This is a genomic window from Brevundimonas sp. GW821-FHT09G01 (assembly GCF_059416065.1).
Genome location: NZ_JBWKOL010000001.1, coordinates 149,014 through 162,306 on the forward strand (window position 1 = coordinate 149,014; position 13,293 = coordinate 162,306).

Annotated in this window: 19 protein-coding genes and 1 other RNA gene; 10 read left to right on the forward strand and 10 right to left on the reverse strand. The window is 67.0% G+C overall.

Going from position 1 to position 13,293, the window contains the following annotated elements:
- Positions 1 to 40: 40 nt before the first annotated feature.
- Both AC07NB_RS00785 and AC07NB_RS00790 read left to right on the forward strand, forming a co-directional pair.
- Complete coding sequence (locus AC07NB_RS00785; protein ID WP_494571730.1) at positions 41 to 241, forward strand: hypothetical protein; 201 nt, start codon at positions 41 to 43, stop codon at positions 239 to 241.
- 2 nt (positions 242 to 243) lie between these two features.
- A complete protein-coding gene (locus AC07NB_RS00790) occupies positions 244 to 567 on the forward strand; it encodes a hypothetical protein (RefSeq protein WP_494571731.1) in 324 nt (107 codons plus the stop codon).
- Here the strand turns inward: AC07NB_RS00790 and AC07NB_RS00795 are convergent, their stop codons facing one another.
- Genes AC07NB_RS00795 through AC07NB_RS00805 form a run of 3 tightly spaced genes read right to left on the reverse strand, consistent with a single transcriptional unit; the run spans position 568 to position 2,017 of the window.
- Entirely contained in the window at positions 568 to 1,290 is a 723-nt protein-coding gene (locus AC07NB_RS00795; protein ID WP_494571732.1) for an SIMPL domain-containing protein, read from the reverse strand.
- Positions 1,291 to 1,339: 49 nt separating this feature from the next.
- A complete protein-coding gene (locus AC07NB_RS00800; protein ID WP_291837846.1) occupies positions 1,340 to 1,576 on the reverse strand; it encodes a ribbon-helix-helix domain-containing protein in 237 nt (78 codons plus the stop codon).
- Positions 1,577 to 1,594: 18 nt separating this feature from the next.
- Positions 1,595 to 2,017, reverse strand: a complete 423-nt coding sequence (locus tag AC07NB_RS00805) for a YbaY family lipoprotein (RefSeq protein WP_492313482.1) — start codon at positions 2,015 to 2,017, stop codon at positions 1,595 to 1,597.
- A gap of 123 nt (positions 2,018 to 2,140) precedes the next feature.
- Between AC07NB_RS00805 and AC07NB_RS00810 the strand changes: the two genes are divergently transcribed.
- The gene (locus tag AC07NB_RS00810; protein ID WP_494571733.1) at positions 2,141 to 2,887 is read left to right on the forward strand and encodes a Coq4 family protein; all 747 of its coding nucleotides are present in this window, start codon (positions 2,141 to 2,143) and stop codon (positions 2,885 to 2,887) included.
- Positions 2,888 to 2,976: 89 nt separating this feature from the next.
- Positions 2,977 to 3,909 carry a DMT family transporter gene (locus AC07NB_RS00815; RefSeq protein ID WP_492313480.1) on the forward strand — a complete coding sequence of 311 codons (933 nt, stop codon included), beginning with the start codon at positions 2,977 to 2,979 and terminating at the stop codon, positions 3,907 to 3,909.
- Here AC07NB_RS00815 and AC07NB_RS00820 read toward each other — a convergent pair.
- Entirely contained in the window at positions 3,906 to 4,082 is a 177-nt protein-coding gene (locus AC07NB_RS00820) for a hypothetical protein (RefSeq protein WP_492313479.1), read from the reverse strand. The genes AC07NB_RS00815 and AC07NB_RS00820 overlap by 4 nt on opposite strands.
- Before the next feature lies 1 nt (position 4,083).
- Positions 4,084 to 4,260 carry a DUF4169 family protein gene (locus AC07NB_RS00825; protein ID WP_494571734.1) on the reverse strand — a complete coding sequence of 59 codons (177 nt, stop codon included), beginning with the start codon at positions 4,258 to 4,260 and terminating at the stop codon, positions 4,084 to 4,086.
- A gap of 71 nt (positions 4,261 to 4,331) precedes the next feature.
- Between AC07NB_RS00825 and AC07NB_RS00830 the strand changes: the two genes are divergently transcribed.
- From AC07NB_RS00830 to AC07NB_RS00840, 3 genes are all read left to right on the forward strand, one after another.
- Positions 4,332 to 4,568, forward strand: a complete 237-nt coding sequence (locus AC07NB_RS00830; protein ID WP_291837863.1) for a DUF2171 domain-containing protein — start codon at positions 4,332 to 4,334, stop codon at positions 4,566 to 4,568.
- A 71-nt stretch (positions 4,569 to 4,639) separates the two neighbouring features.
- Positions 4,640 to 5,029 (forward strand): YccF domain-containing protein, encoded by a 390-nt coding sequence (locus AC07NB_RS00835; RefSeq protein WP_494571735.1) that lies wholly within the window; start codon positions 4,640 to 4,642, stop codon positions 5,027 to 5,029.
- Between the two features lie 92 nt (positions 5,030 to 5,121).
- Positions 5,122 to 6,135: a trypsin-like serine peptidase gene (locus AC07NB_RS00840; RefSeq protein ID WP_494571736.1), complete on the forward strand. Its 1,014-nt coding sequence runs from the start codon at positions 5,122 to 5,124 to the stop codon at positions 6,133 to 6,135.
- 28 nt (positions 6,136 to 6,163) lie between these two features.
- Here the strand turns inward: AC07NB_RS00840 and fumC are convergent, their stop codons facing one another.
- Entirely contained in the window at positions 6,164 to 7,552 is a 1,389-nt protein-coding gene (gene fumC / locus AC07NB_RS00845; protein WP_291837872.1) for a class II fumarate hydratase, read from the reverse strand.
- 85 nt (positions 7,553 to 7,637) lie between these two features.
- Between fumC and AC07NB_RS00850 the strand changes: the two genes are divergently transcribed.
- On the forward strand, positions 7,638 to 8,252 hold the full coding sequence (locus AC07NB_RS00850; RefSeq protein ID WP_494571737.1) for a peptidylprolyl isomerase: 615 nt from the start codon (positions 7,638 to 7,640) through the stop codon (positions 8,250 to 8,252).
- Entirely contained in the window at positions 8,249 to 8,605 is a 357-nt protein-coding gene (locus AC07NB_RS00855) for a RusA family crossover junction endodeoxyribonuclease (RefSeq protein WP_494571783.1), read from the forward strand. Before AC07NB_RS00850 ends, AC07NB_RS00855 begins: the two co-directional genes overlap by 4 nt.
- Positions 8,606 to 8,800: 195 nt before the next feature.
- Here the strand turns inward: AC07NB_RS00855 and AC07NB_RS00860 are convergent, their stop codons facing one another.
- From AC07NB_RS00860 to ssrA, 3 genes are all read right to left on the reverse strand, one after another.
- The gene (locus tag AC07NB_RS00860) at positions 8,801 to 9,541 is read right to left on the reverse strand and encodes a C13 family peptidase (protein WP_494571738.1); all 741 of its coding nucleotides are present in this window, start codon (positions 9,539 to 9,541) and stop codon (positions 8,801 to 8,803) included.
- A 173-nt stretch (positions 9,542 to 9,714) separates the two neighbouring features.
- Positions 9,715 to 10,209 carry an SspB family protein gene (locus AC07NB_RS00865; RefSeq protein ID WP_494571739.1) on the reverse strand — a complete coding sequence of 165 codons (495 nt, stop codon included), beginning with the start codon at positions 10,207 to 10,209 and terminating at the stop codon, positions 9,715 to 9,717.
- A gap of 960 nt (positions 10,210 to 11,169) precedes the next feature.
- Positions 11,170 to 11,531: a transfer-messenger RNA gene (gene ssrA, locus AC07NB_RS00870) on the reverse strand.
- Between the two features lie 79 nt (positions 11,532 to 11,610).
- Between ssrA and AC07NB_RS00875 the strand changes: the two genes are divergently transcribed.
- Positions 11,611 to 12,453 carry a hypothetical protein gene (locus tag AC07NB_RS00875; RefSeq protein WP_494571740.1) on the forward strand — a complete coding sequence of 281 codons (843 nt, stop codon included), beginning with the start codon at positions 11,611 to 11,613 and terminating at the stop codon, positions 12,451 to 12,453.
- Here the strand turns inward: AC07NB_RS00875 and miaA are convergent.
- A complete protein-coding gene (gene miaA / locus AC07NB_RS00880) occupies positions 12,419 to 13,288 on the reverse strand; it encodes a tRNA (adenosine(37)-N6)-dimethylallyltransferase MiaA (protein ID WP_494571741.1) in 870 nt (289 codons plus the stop codon). The genes AC07NB_RS00875 and miaA overlap by 35 nt on opposite strands.
- Positions 13,289 to 13,293: the final 5 nt, after the last annotated feature.

The window sequence follows — 13,293 nt, forward strand, 5'->3', positions numbered from 1 at the left end:
CCTTGCCCCGGGACAGGGTCAACAACAGGAGGGTCATCGCATGGCCGAGAACACCAACAGCAGTGGCGGCGGCAATTCGGGCCTCGCCTTCATCGTCGGCGGCCTGGTCGTCGTGGTCGCCGTCATCGCCATCTTCCTTTTCACCCGCGGCGGTCTGCCCGGCGGTGAGACGAAGAAAGTCGATGTCGACATCAACGTGCCCGAGGTTTCGGCCCCGGCGGTGCCCTCGACCGGGAACTGACCATGACCGATCCCAATGTTCCGCCGCCCGAGCGGCCGGTCGTGCATCACACGACCGTCAACACTCCCGCGCCGCGCAGCGGGGGAGTCGGCTTCATCGGCTTCCTGGTCGGCGGCCTGGTCGTGGTGGTGATCATCATCGGGGTCGTCCTGCTGACGCGGGGCGGCGGCGTCGAGACGCCCAACGGAACCGATGTCGAGATCAACGTTGATGTGCCGCGTCCGACGCTACCTGACGCGCCGAGGCTGCCGGACCTGCCGGCCCCGCCGCCGGTCGAACCGCCGTCCGTCCCAAATCCGCAACCCGCGCCCGCGCCGGTCGGCTGATCAGCGCAGCTGGTAGGTCACCGTCGCGACGACGCGCACCCGCTTGTCCAGCGAGGTCGATTCATTATCGATGTCCTCGCGGGCCAGGATTTCGAACGAGCCCTGGGTGGCCTGTCGGATCGGCCCCAGCGGCGCGCCGGAATCCTTGGCGAACTGCTCGGCGCCCGACCGGGCAGAGGCGGTGGCTTCGGCGATCATCGAGGGCCGGACGTCGTTCAGCTTGGTGAAGACGTAGTTCGGCGCGGCGAAGTCCAGCTGCACGCCTTGGCGCACCAGGTCGTTGAGCGCCCGCTCGGTGGTCGCCACCCGCTGCACGTCATTGGTCCGCACCGTCACGCTCTGGGAGACGATGTAGCGGACCAGGTTCTCGGACGATCCGTATTCGCGCGCCTTGGTGTCGGTGACCTGCATTCGGCCGACAGACACCGCCGCGTCGGGATAGCCCTGCGTGCGCAGGAAGGTGCGCACGACGGCCAGGTCACGGTCGATCTGGGCCTGGGCGGTCGGCAGGTCGTCGTTGGCGGACTTGAAGCTGAGGGTCAGGACGGCGAGGTCGGCGACCACGTTCCGCTCGGCCACGCCGCGCACGGTCACCTGCCGATTGCCGACCTGGGCGTTGACCACGCCTGAGCCGATGAAGGCCCCCGCGCCGATCAGTCCGATGGCGATCAGACCCCCGAAGATGGCGGGCGGCAGCAGGTTTTTGTCGAACTGAACGGCCACGGCGGGGCTCCCTGAAGAAGCGCCGACGATGCGCTCGCCACGGTGGTTGTCAATCGGTCGAAACCTGACCCGCGAAAGATCGGTCGCCGCCCGCCCAGGCCAGGGCCAGAAGGCGGCAGGCGGAGGCCAGAGGCGTGCGCCCGCGGGTCTCGTCGATCCGCTTCATCAGGCCCGCGTGCGACAGCCCCAACGCCGCGCCGACGCCGTCCAGCACGGTCCAGAATTCAGCCTCCAGCGCCACCGAGGTGGCGTGGCCGGACAGGGAGACGGAGCGCTTCTTCAGCATCCGGCCTCAGTAGGACGCTCAGCGCACGCCGACCAGCACGATATCGGCGCTGGCGGGCGCGCCGTTGGTCAGCACCGCGTGACGCGTGTCGGTGGTGAACCGCAGGGCGCCGGAGGGATCACGGATCTCGGCCCGGACGGCGTAGGTGTGCCGTGGATCGATCTGGCTGGAGGGGAGGCCGAGCGTCGCCCGGTACGGCGGTCCCCGTCCGTCCAGGGTCTCGCTATGTTCGGCCAGCACCCGGGCGGGGGCGTCCGCCAGGCTGACGTCCTCGACGCGCACCTTAAACACATGGCCCGGCGGCAGCAGGATGCGCTCGCGATAGGTGGCGGTGACGTTCACGGTGGTCATGCCGTGTCCGATCTGCGGATCCGGCGCCGCCGAGGGCGCACAGGCCGCCAGGGCCAGCGGCAGAAGGGTCATCAGGATGGCGCGTTGCATGAAGGGTCCTCCGTCAGGTTCAGACAACCTAACACATGTGGAGCGTTCGGGCTGCGACCGTAACGTCGTTCACCCGGGGACCGGATCGCGGTATGGTGCCGCTGTCCTCCACCGGAACGCGCCATGACCGCCGCCGCCGACTTCGATGAATTCAAGCCGCAACGGCTGGAGCCGCTGACGGCCTTGCGGGCCTTCCGTCGTCTGATCCGCAACAAGGAGGACACCGCCCAGGTGTTCGAGATCATGCGCGCCCTTTCGGGCGGTTCGATCGGCCATGGCTACAACCGCATGCTCAAGACCATGGAGGGCGGTCGCCAGGCCTTCCTGCGGGAGGAGCTGGCGCACCGGCTGGACGACCCCGAATGGCTGGTCCGCTTCGGTCCCGGCACGGTCGGCGCCGCCTACCGCGAGTTCCGCGAGGCGCGCGGCTTTACGGCCGAAGGACTGGCCGACGAGGCGCGCAAGGTCGCCCCCCTGGCCGACGCCGAGCATCCGGTCATCTGGTATTCGCGCCGCCTGCGCGACGTGCATGACATCTGGCACGTGCTGACGGGCTATGAGACCGACGCGCTGGGCGAGGCCTGCGTGGTGGCCTTCTCCTACGCCCAGACCCACAACCTCGGCTTCGCCTTCATCGGCTGGGGCGCGGCGCGCGAGATACAGCGCGAGAACCGCTCCATCCCGGCCCGCCGCGCGGTCTGGCAGGCCTACCGCAACGGCCGCGCCGCGCGCTGGCTGCCGGGGCTGGACTATGAGGTCCTGTTCGCCCGCCCGCTGGACGAGGCTCGGGCCCATCTGGGCATCCGTCCGGCCAGCGCCTATCACGCCGTCCCGGTCGAGGCGCGGCAGGCGCTGAAGCTGCGCGCCTGAGCCCGCGTCCGCACGGACAAGCACGCCTTATGTCGGACCACCGATAACCCGGCTTGTGCCCGGACCCCGGCGCGGTTCATCTGCAAGCCATGACCGCTCCGACCGAAGCCCCCGTCTCGCGTCCGCGCCTGTCCCGGACCACCCTGCTGGGGATCGGCGGGGTCATCATCTGCGCGATGATCTGGGGCACGACCTGGTACGCCATCACCCTGCAGATGGGCTCGACGGCGCTGCTGGCCTCGATCGTGTGGCGCTTCGGCCTGGCCTCGGCGGTGCTGTTCGTCGGCTGCCTGATCTTCCGCCAGAACCTGAAGCTGACCCGCGCCCAGCATCTGGCCGCGCTGGGGCAGGGGGCGTTCGCCTTCTCGGTCAGCTACAGCTTCACCTACGCGTCCGAGACCCACGTCGCCTCGGCCATCGTGGCGGTGACCTTCGCTTCCCTGACCTTCATCAACCTGGTGCTGTTCCGCCTGATCGCCCGCCAGAAGGCGGCGGCCGCCTCGTGGGGCGGGGCGATCCTCGGCCTGATCGGGGTGGCGGTGCTGTCGGGCGGAGAGGTACTGGGCGCCGGCTTCGACCGTCGGGCGGCGGTGGGCGTGGGCCTGGCCCTGGTCGCCACCACGGCCTCGGCCTTCGGTAATTTCTTCGCCTGGAAGGGGCAGCAGCATGGTTCGGCGGCCATTCCCTCGACCGCCTGGGCCATGGCCTACGGCACCGGCCTGCTGGTGCTCTTCGGTTTGGCGACCGGGGTGAAGTTCACCATCGATCTCAACCCGACCTACATCGGCTCGCTGCTGTATCTGTCGCTGTTCGGATCGGTGATCGCCTTCGGCCTGTATTTCACCATCGCCCGCACCCTCGGCTACGCCATGGCCAGCTACATCTCGGCCCTGACCCCGCCGATCGCCATGCTGGTGTCGGTCACCTTCGAGGGCGCGCGCTTCGGCTGGACCGCCCTGGCCGGCCTGCTGCTGGTGCTGTCGGGTCAGGCGCTGCTGATCCGCGCGCCGAAGAAGGTCTAGCGGCGGAACCAGCCCGCCTTCTTCTGTCGCCGGTCGGCCTCGACCAGAGGGGCGGCCTCGGCGGGATCTTTGGCCTTCGCCAGCTTTTCTCGCCGGATCTTCTCCGCCGTGATCCGGCGCATGGCGATCAGGGCGATCAGGCCGGCGCGGGTGTGCGGGGCGTAGCCGCCCATCTCAGTCCTCCAGCTTGGATCCATCCAGAAGCCGTTCGGCGCGCGTCCGTTCCTTTTGCGCCTTGGTCTTGTCCGCCTTCGAGCGCCCGTGGGCGGCGCGATTGGCGGCGGCGGCGGTTTTCGCCTCGGCCTTCGCCCGGTCCTTGCGGATCCGGTTCAGGTTCACGACCTCGCCCATGACGACCTCCGTGATGCAACCCGATGCGTATCGGGCGGTTTCCCAGACCCAACCGTCTGAGGAGAGAACTCATGGTAGATGCATCGCAAATCCGCGAACACCTCGAAGTCGTCGGTTCCGACGGCGAACACGTCGGCCGCGTCGATCACGTCGTCGGCGACCAGATCGAACTGGCCAAGCTGGATCTCGCCGGCGGCTTCAAACACCACATGATTCCGGTCAGCTGGGTCGACCATGTCGATGAGCACGTCCATCTGAATGTGACGAAGGACGAGGCCAAGTCCCGCTGGACCGAGAAGCCCCACTAGCCTTCCCCAGGTTACCCCGAATTCACCTGCGGCCCGCTGTTACCGGCGGGCCGTTGGCTTATGTTGAGGGCATGATCCGTCTGCTCCTCAACATCCTCTGGTTCATCTTCGGCGGCTGGCTGTCCGGCCTGCTCTGGCTGTTCGGCGGCGCCGTCCTGGCCCTGACCATCGTCGGCTTGCCGTGGACCTTCGCGGCGTGGCGGATGGCCAGCTACAGCTTCTGGCCGTTCGGCCGTGAAGTGGTCTGGCAAGAGAACGTGAACCCCGTCGCCGGCGGTCTCGGGGTCGTGCTGAACGTGATCTGGTTCCTTGTGGCGGGCTGGTACATCGCCCTGTCGCACCTGCTGATCGCGGTGGCCGAGTTCATCACCATCATCGGCATCCCGTTCGCGCTGAAGGATCTGGAGCTGGCCAAGCTGGCCCTGGCCCCGGTCGGTCGGACGATCCGGGAAAAGCCTTGATGACGACTGGCGGCGCGCCACAACGTCAGGTTTCGTAAGTAACGTCGTTCTCCCATATCCGGATGTTGTCCGGACATCCAAGGGAGGACATGATGACTGACAGCATTGAACTACAAAGTCGGGATGACGACACCGTCATCTGGGCGCCTGAGTTCGAGACCCTGGCCGAGCCGGTGTTGCGCCCCGGCTATGTCCCGCCGAACGCGCCGGTCAGCAAGACGCCGACGTTGGGCGGGTCGCCCAAACACGTGAACTGGGAAGGGAACGTCGGTCCCGACAATCGTCGCTTCCTGCTGGACAGGCGTTTCCCGTGGGCCGCCGTCGGTCGTCTGCGCAGACCCGGCGATCCGGACTTCGCCACGGGCGTCCTCGTCGGTCCCCGGCATGTGCTGACGGTGTCGCATGCGGTGAACTGGGTGAATGTCAGCTCCGATCCCAATAAGCCGGACCTGCGCTACGACGCCCACAACCATCCGGTCCTGTTCGCCGCCGGCTACCGTGCGGATCAGGGTCCGGTGACGCCCTTCGGAGACGTACCGGTCGTCAAGGTCGTGACCGCCGTGCCTTACCTGCCGTCGCCCTTCGTGCCGCCGGGCATCGTGGATGCGGCCACGGGCGGCTCCGTCAGCACCCGGGCGCTGGATCTGGCCGTTCTGATCCTCGCTGAGCCCATCGGCAACGCGGTCGGCTGGTTCGGCTTCACTGGCTGGAACAAGGACTGGAACGGCAAGGCGATGTGGAGCCACATCGGCTATCCGCAACTGTCGGACCAGGCGCCGCCCGAGCTGCTCTACGGAAGGCCCACCTACCAGGGACCGGACAGCCTGCCCGCCATCGTCGAGTTGCGGACCAAGGATTTCCGCATGCCGAACGGAAGCGTCATCAAGGCCACCAACATGATCAACACCTTCGACATCGAAGGCGGGCATTCGGGCGGTCCGATCTTTTCCTGGTTCGGCAACGAGGTCGCGCCGCGGGTCGCGGCGATCATGAACGGCCGTCGTGGCAAGCCGGCGCCGGGCCAGGCGATGGACATCGGCCAAAGCGCCTCCGGCGGCTCCTATCTCGTCAACATGATCGACTACGCGCTCAAGACCTTCCCCTAGCCTTCAGCGTGACCTCGCCGGGACCGCTTCAGCCCGGCGAGATCATCTTCTCGGGACGGACGTACTGGTCGAACTCCTCGTTCGTCAGATAGCCGCCGCCGACCGTTTCCTCGCGCAGGGTGGTGCCGTTCTTGTGCGCCGTCTTGGCGATCTTGGCGCAGATGTCATAGCCCAGCTTGCCGTTCAGGGCCGTGACCAGCATCAGCGAGTTTTCAAGGCCGCGCTTGATGTTGTCCTCGCGCGGCTCGATCCCGACGACGCAGTTGTCGGTGAAGCTGATCGCCGCGTCGGCCATCAGGCGCACCGACTGCAGGAAGTTGTAAGCCATCACCGGGTTGAAGACGTTCAGCTCGAAATGCCCTTGGCTGCCGGCGAAGGTCACGGCGGCCTGGTTGCCGAACACCTGCACGCACACCTGGGTCAGGGCTTCGCACTGGGTCGGATTGACCTTGCCCGGCATGATCGAGGAGCCCGGCTCGTTCTCGGGCAGGGCCAGTTCGCCCAGGCCCGATCGCGGGCCGGAGCCCAGGAAGCGGATGTCGTTGGCGATCTTGAACAGTGAGGCGGCGACCGTGTTGATCGCGCCGTGGCTGAAGACCATGGCGTCGTGGGCGGCCAGGGCCTCGAACTTGTTCGGGGCGGTGACGAAGGGCAGGCCGGTGATGCCGGCGATCTGCTCGGCGACCTTCTCGGCGAAGCCCACGGGGGCGTTCAGGCCGGTGCCGACCGCGGTGCCGCCCTGGGCCAGCTCCATCAGCTTGGGCAGGGTCTGCTCGATCCGCTCGATGCCGTTGGCGACCTGCTGAGCGTAGCCGCCGAACTCCTGGCCCAGGGTCAGCGGGGTGGCGTCCTGGGTGTGGGTGCGACCGATCTTGATGATGCCCTGCCAGGCGTCCGACTTGGCCTTCAGCGCGGCGTGCAGGTGCTTGAGGGCGGGCAGCAGGTCGCGCACCACCTGTTCCGCGCAGGCGACGTGCATCGCCGTGGGATAGGTGTCGTTCGACGACTGGCTCATATTGACGTGGTCGTTGGGATGGACCGGCTTTTTGGACCCCATCTCGCCGCCCAGCATCTCGATGGCGCGGTTCGAGATCACCTCGTTAGCGTTCATGTTCGACTGGGTGCCCGAGCCCGTCTGCCAGACGACCAGCGGGAAGTGGTCGTTGAGCTTGCCCTCGATCACTTCGTTGGCGGCGTCGACGATGGCCTTGCCAATGGCCGGGTCCAGCTTGCCCAGCGCCATATTGGTCTCGGCGGCGGCGCGCTTGACGATGCCCAGGGCGCGGACGATCGGCAGCGGCTGCTTCTCCCAGCCGATCTTGAAGTTCCCCAGCGACCGCTCGGCCTGCGCCCCCCAATACCGGTCGGACTGAACCTCGATCGGGCCGAAGGTGTCGGTTTCGATGCGATGGGTCATGGCGGAGAGGCTCTTCAGGCGTGGCGGGAGGATGCGCGGCGGTGTAGCACGAGCACGCGCGCGGACAAGGCGGAGGAGGTCGGTGATGCGGATCAGGACGGCGACGGTCATGGGCGCATTGGCGCTCGCGGCCTGCGCGACCACGGCGACCGGCGCGGAACAGCCGCGGGTCGTGCTCGAGACCGACGCCGGGCGGATGGTGCTCGCGCTCGACCTCGACAGGGCGCCGCTGTCGACCTGCAACTTCCTCGCCTACGTCACCGACGGCGACTACGACGGGGGAAGCTTCTTCCGCACCGTGGTGCGCCAGACCAACGCCAATCCCTATCCGATCGATGTCATCCAGGCCGCCACGCCGCGTGGTTCGGACGACGATTCGCGCCCGCCCATCCCGCTGGAGCGCACCCGCGACACCGGCCTGCGCCACGTCGCCGGCGCCGTGTCCATGGCCCGCGACGGGCCGGACACCGCCACCTCCAGCTTCTTCATCGTGACCCAGGACACGCCCGCGCTCGACTTCGGCGGGGGGCGCAATCCGGACGGCCAGGGCTTCGCCGCCTTCGGTCATCTGGTCGAGGGGCTGGATGTGGCGCGCCGCATCCAGCTGTCTCCGGCGAACGGCCAGGAGCAACTGACTCCGCCGGTCGTCATTCGCTCGGCCCGCATCGTGGGCGAGGTCCCGGCCCAGTGCCGACCGTGACCGCCGGCTGGATCGGGACCGGCAAGGTTCGGGCGCGCGAACTGGATGGCGTGGTCGAGATCACCGTCGAGGGGCTGACCACCCAGGCCAAATACTACAAGCCGCTGGTCTATGAGTTCATGCGCAAGGAGTGGACCTCGCGTCCGTCCTGGGGCGACTACGTCGTCGAGATCGCGATGGAGCACGTCGGCGATCCGCCCTGGATGGACCTGGACAACCTGGCCAAGGCCTTGCTGGACGCCATCAAGGGCTATCTGTTCCACGACGACAGCCAGGTCGCCCGCCTGCTGGTCGAACGCCACGAGGGCGAGCGCGAGCGCATCACGATCCGGGTGTTTCCGAGGAAGGGCTGAAATTCTCCCTCCCCTCGTGGGGAGGGATGTCGGCGCGTCAGCGGCGACAGGGTGGGGTTCGTATCCGAGCGCTCGGCTCCCCACCCGTCCCGCTGCGCGGTCCACCCTCCCCAGGAGGGGAGGGAGAGCTACGGCGCCCTTTGATTGAACCGCCGGCCGCGTCGGGTCGAGAAGGCGGAGCCTTCTGAGCGCGGCCTAACGTGAATCGCTGCGCTGAAAGCGCAGCGTCGGCAGGCGCATCTGCATGTCCGCCCCGACGAACAGCTGCGGCTCGGAAGGGTGATCGACCTCCGCCTCCTGCTCCTTGCGGCTGACGCAGGCGCGGGTGGTGGCGGCCAGGGAGAGGAAGTCGGTGGCGGTCGGCAGGCTTTCCAGCACACAGCCGTCGAACCACGGATAGTGCTCGTCGGCGCCGCAGCCGAACGAGGGCCGGTCGCGCCGCGCCGCGGTCAGGACCATCCGGTTCGGCGCCTGCAGGGCGTTGACGAAGATGCCGGAATAGCAGGCCGAGATGATCACCACGGTCGGGCGCGCGCCACAGCTGTTGCGCACCATGTTGGACATGAGGTCCGGCGCCATGCGCGGCGCATCGCCGAAGACCATGCCGTCGGGCGCGCCGTGCGAGGTGAAATAGATCAGGCAGCCGCGCGTGGTCTTCGCCGCAGCCGCGCGTACGCCGGTCAGCACCGTCGCCGGGCTATCGGTGCGCAGGGAATAATCGACCATGTCGGTGCGGCTGAAGCCGGCGTCGAGGAAGCCCCGGATCAGGTCGCGCCGGGCGTTGTCGAAGGCCTGGATCGGCTGTCCGCGGCTGTCGCGCCAGTCGGCCTGGATGATCGCCGAGGTCCACCCCTCGAAGCGGCTGGGCGCCTGCGCGGCCGCCGGCCCGGCGAGCGTCAGCAGCCCCGCCAGCAGAACGTTCAACCCCCGAAGCATGCGCAACCCCCGCTGTTCCAGTCCGCTCAAGCTAGACCATTTTTGCTTCAGGTCGGAACGACCTGAATCCAAAAAATGGTCCAGCATCAAACTGGAGCGAAATCTGAGCCGAGTTGAACTGCGTCCAACTCGACCGATTTCGCTCTAGTCCATGCGGCGGAGAGGGGAAGGGGTCACTTCTTCCGGAATTGATCCAGCGAAATGACCTTGGGCGCGTCGTCGCCGCCCAGCGGCGGCACCGGCGTGTCGTCGACCTGCGCGGCGGCCACCTCGGCGGCGATCTCCTCGATCGTCGCGGGGGGCTCGAACTGCAGCAGGAACTGGACCGACGGGTCGTAGAAGCGGGTGACCGCCACATAGGGCATGGCCAGCACCTTGGGCATGCCGCCGAACTTCAGCATGACCGAGAATTTCGTCGGCTCGACCTTCAGGTCCCAGTACTGGTGCTGCAGCACGACCGTCATCTCGTCCGGATATTTGGCGAGGATGTCGGGCGGCACGCTGACGCCGGGCGCCCGGGTCTTGAAGGTGATGTAGAAGTGGTGGGCGCCGGGAATGCCGTCCGGTTCCGCCGCGCGCTCGAGCGCAGAGCGGATCACGCCGCGCAGGGCGTCCTGCGCGAGTTGCTCGTAGTGCATGTCGTCGACGGGGGGCGTCTCTTCGGCCATCGGGAGGTCTCGATTGTTTCGGGACTGATACCCGTCAGCGCCCTTATGCGGAAGATGGGCCGAATGGTAAACGCGGCTATCCTGTTGGCTAAAACGATCCGGTCGGGGCTGCAAAATTAGTTCCCATCGCCGCGTCTAATCTGCATTGGCTGCTACAGGTCAATCGGTCCCCAATGAGTCCTAAGCCACTCAGTGCTGGGATCGTTCTTATGAGGGTTCAGTCTTGTCGCCCAATCTTTTACGTCGATCTCGGTGGCGAAAACTTCAGCATCAGAGTTAATTAACTGAATATCATCTCTGATTTTGGCGCAACTCAGGGTGCTAACAGGGTCTGCAAGCAGCCAAGTACCGGGAAGATGGTGCCACCACCCTAGATCTGATGAAAACGTCGCTCTGAAGCGAGCTTCTTCAGGTTCGGATAGTCCCGAAATTGCTACAACGAACAGTTTCACTTCGAACTATCTTGGTTCGAGGAGTCGATGAGGCGAGCCTGGCTTTCGATCAGATCTCTATCTCTGTTTGGTTTGGTCTCAGCGGGAGAGGAGAGGATACCGCTCACACTGTCACCTAAGCCATGCTCAATTTCCATTTTGCGGATCAGGTAGCTTTCTGAACGAAGGAAATCGGGATTGTAGCATGCGAACGCAATGTAAGCTCCGCCATACAGGACAGCATAAATGCCAAATGCTGCCGCACTAACTAGAACATAGGCGTGTGGTGCCTTGGTAGTAGCCAAATATATGGTCGCCGCGCCAAGGAACAGCAGGGGTAAGACAAGCGGTCGTAGGACGTCGCTTCGTTTCCCCGACTGTTCCCAGCCAGCCACTAATGATCCCCAAAAGCCCACGCTTCTCCTCCAGTCGGTGGAAGCCTACCGCGTCAGGCTTACAACGCGAGTCCATTTTGAGCAGGGCGCGTTTTGCCAATGTTGAAGGAAGGAGGGATCCTTCAGATTTAGAAAGCGCCGGGATTCTGTTGCCAGGCTCCCGACAGGCCCCGCCCCAGGATCTGAACCCTGAGGACTTAGTTCGGAATTACCGGAACCGCATTACGCGGCGACGGCGTATTCCCCAGCGAAGTTATCGTTCGCAGTTAGAAAATGACCCGATACGGTGGGTCAGGACGAGCGAAAGCAATCCTCTTTACACGTCCGTCGATGCTAGTCGGCCCCGCACTAACCCGCTGATAACCGGGAGAGAATGGTGGAGCCGCCGGGAATCGCACCCGGGTCCGGTCCGCTTATTACAGGCACGTTTATCGCCATAGTCCGGCCGAAACCGAACAGGGGGAATATAGGCGCAAGACGGCCCACTTCCAAGCGCCGTCGGACCGGTCTTAAGTGGCGGCCCCGACTCCATCCACGAACGATCCGTTCCTCACATGCCCGCGATCCCTTCGCCGATGCGTCTGCTCGTTCTCTATGGCCTGCTGTCGCTCGCAGCGGTGGCGCTGGGAGGATGGGTCTGCGCCCTGTCCGGGGTGCCGGCGGGTTCATGGTTGCGGAACGTGGCGGTCTGGCCCATCGGCCTGCTGCTGGCCGGAGCTTTGGCCGCCCGGGCGCGGGAAAGGGCGGCCACCATCCTGCTCGTCGTCGGCGTCGTGATCCTCGGATCCAGTCTGGCCGGAATTCCCCAGGACGGAGTGCGCCGCTGGCTGGATGCCGGGCCGCTGCACATCAACGTCGCCTTCGTCGTTCTGCCGCTGGTGGTGGTCGCCCTGTCGTGGACGCTCCGACACTGGTGGAGCTGGGCTCTGGCCTTCGCCGGGCAGGCCGTGCTGGTCGCCCAGCCCGACGCTTCGCAGGCCACGGCCTTCGGAGCAGGGCTCGCCGTCCTCGCCGTCGTCGCGCCCGCGCCTCGGCCGTGGCGGATCGGCCTGGTCCTGCTGGCGTCCGGCCTGGCCCTGGTGAGCTGGTTCCGGCCTGATCCCCTGGAAGCTGTCGCCGAGGTCGAGGAGATCATCGCCCTGGCCAGTGCGGTTTCGCCCGTCCTCGCCGTCCTGGCCGTCACGCTCATCGCCGGGGCTTCCGCGGCGCCCGCCCTGGCCGCGCGGGGAATACCCGCCGGCGACGCGGGCCTGGCGCTTTCGGCCTATATGCTGGTCGCCGCCGCCACGACCGTCCTGGGCGCCTTCCCCGTGCCGCTGCTGGGCGTGGGGATGAGCCCGATCCTCGGCTTCTGGCTGGGCGCCGGCCTGTTGGCGGCGCGTCTCAGATCCGCACCCATCCCGGCGTCTGGTTCCTGAACCAGGTCAGTTGCCGCTTGGCGTAGTTGCGCGTCGCCTGACGGGTGGCGTCGATGGCCTGGTCCAGGGTGGTCTCGCCCGCCAGGTGGGCGGCGAACTCGCGTACGCCGACGGCCTTCATCGCGGGCAGGTCCGGCGACAGGCCGCGCGCGACCAACGCCCGCACCTCCTCCAGCGCCCCCTGTTCGACCATCTGCCCGACCCGCAGATCGCAGTGGGCGTAGAGCGTGGCGCGATCCGGCTCGACCACCATTCCCGTCCAGGATCCGGGCGCCAGCAGGGGCGTGGTGTCGGCGGTCCAGTCGGTGAGCGCCCGGCCGGTGTGCTCGGCCACCGCCATGGCGCGGGTCAGGCGCTGGCGGTCGCCGCTCTCGATACGGGCCTCCGCCTGCGGGTCCTGTTTGGCCAGGCGGCGGCGGAAGGCCATCTCGCCCTCGGCGTCGAAGGCGTCTCCGGCGGCGTCGCGCGCCTCCAGCGGGATGTCGGGAATATCCGCCAACCCCTTGGTCAGGGCTGTGAAATACAGACCCGTGCCGCCGACCAGCAGGGCCGGGCGGCCGGCCTGGGCCAGCTCCGCCAGCACTGGCAGGACCGCGCGGCTCCAGCGCCCGACGGACCAGGCCTCGGCGGCGTCGGCCACGCCGTACAGCCGGTGCTCGGCCTGCGCCTCGTCGGCCTCCGACGGACGGGCGCTCAGCACCCGCAGGTCGGCGTAGAGCTGCTGGCTGTCGGCGTTGACGATCACGGCCCCGGTCCGTGCGGCCGTCTCCAGCGCCAGCCGGGACTTGCCCGAGGCGGTGGGGCCGGCGATGAGCGTGATGGAGGGGTGGGACAATTCGA

Coding starts and splice junctions, on each gene's coding strand:
- AC07NB_RS00785 (WP_494571730.1), top strand. CDS start 41: ATGGCCGAGAACACCAACAGCAGTGGCGGCGGCAATTCGGGCCTCGCC.
- AC07NB_RS00790 (WP_494571731.1), top strand. CDS start 244: ATGACCGATCCCAATGTTCCGCCGCCCGAGCGGCCGGTCGTGCATCAC.
- AC07NB_RS00800 (WP_291837846.1), bottom strand. CDS start 1,576: ATGCTGAAGAAGCGCTCCGTCTCCCTGTCCGGCCACGCCACCTCGGTG.
- AC07NB_RS00805 (WP_492313482.1), bottom strand. CDS start 2,017: ATGCAACGCGCCATCCTGATGACCCTTCTGCCGCTGGCCCTGGCGGCC.
- AC07NB_RS00810 (WP_494571733.1), top strand. CDS start 2,141: ATGACCGCCGCCGCCGACTTCGATGAATTCAAGCCGCAACGGCTGGAG.
- AC07NB_RS00815 (WP_492313480.1), top strand. CDS start 2,977: ATGACCGCTCCGACCGAAGCCCCCGTCTCGCGTCCGCGCCTGTCCCGG.
- AC07NB_RS00820 (WP_492313479.1), bottom strand. CDS start 4,082: ATGGGCGGCTACGCCCCGCACACCCGCGCCGGCCTGATCGCCCTGATC.
- AC07NB_RS00825 (WP_494571734.1), bottom strand. CDS start 4,260: ATGGGCGAGGTCGTGAACCTGAACCGGATCCGCAAGGACCGGGCGAAG.
- AC07NB_RS00830 (WP_291837863.1), top strand. CDS start 4,332: ATGGTAGATGCATCGCAAATCCGCGAACACCTCGAAGTCGTCGGTTCC.
- AC07NB_RS00835 (WP_494571735.1), top strand. CDS start 4,640: ATGATCCGTCTGCTCCTCAACATCCTCTGGTTCATCTTCGGCGGCTGG.
- AC07NB_RS00840 (WP_494571736.1), top strand. CDS start 5,122: ATGACTGACAGCATTGAACTACAAAGTCGGGATGACGACACCGTCATC.
- fumC (WP_291837872.1), bottom strand. CDS start 7,552: ATGACCCATCGCATCGAAACCGACACCTTCGGCCCGATCGAGGTTCAG.
- AC07NB_RS00850 (WP_494571737.1), top strand. CDS start 7,638: ATGCGGATCAGGACGGCGACGGTCATGGGCGCATTGGCGCTCGCGGCC.
- AC07NB_RS00860 (WP_494571738.1), bottom strand. CDS start 9,541: ATGCTTCGGGGGTTGAACGTTCTGCTGGCGGGGCTGCTGACGCTCGCC.
- AC07NB_RS00865 (WP_494571739.1), bottom strand. CDS start 10,209: ATGGCCGAAGAGACGCCCCCCGTCGACGACATGCACTACGAGCAACTC.
- AC07NB_RS00875 (WP_494571740.1), top strand. CDS start 11,611: ATGCGTCTGCTCGTTCTCTATGGCCTGCTGTCGCTCGCAGCGGTGGCG.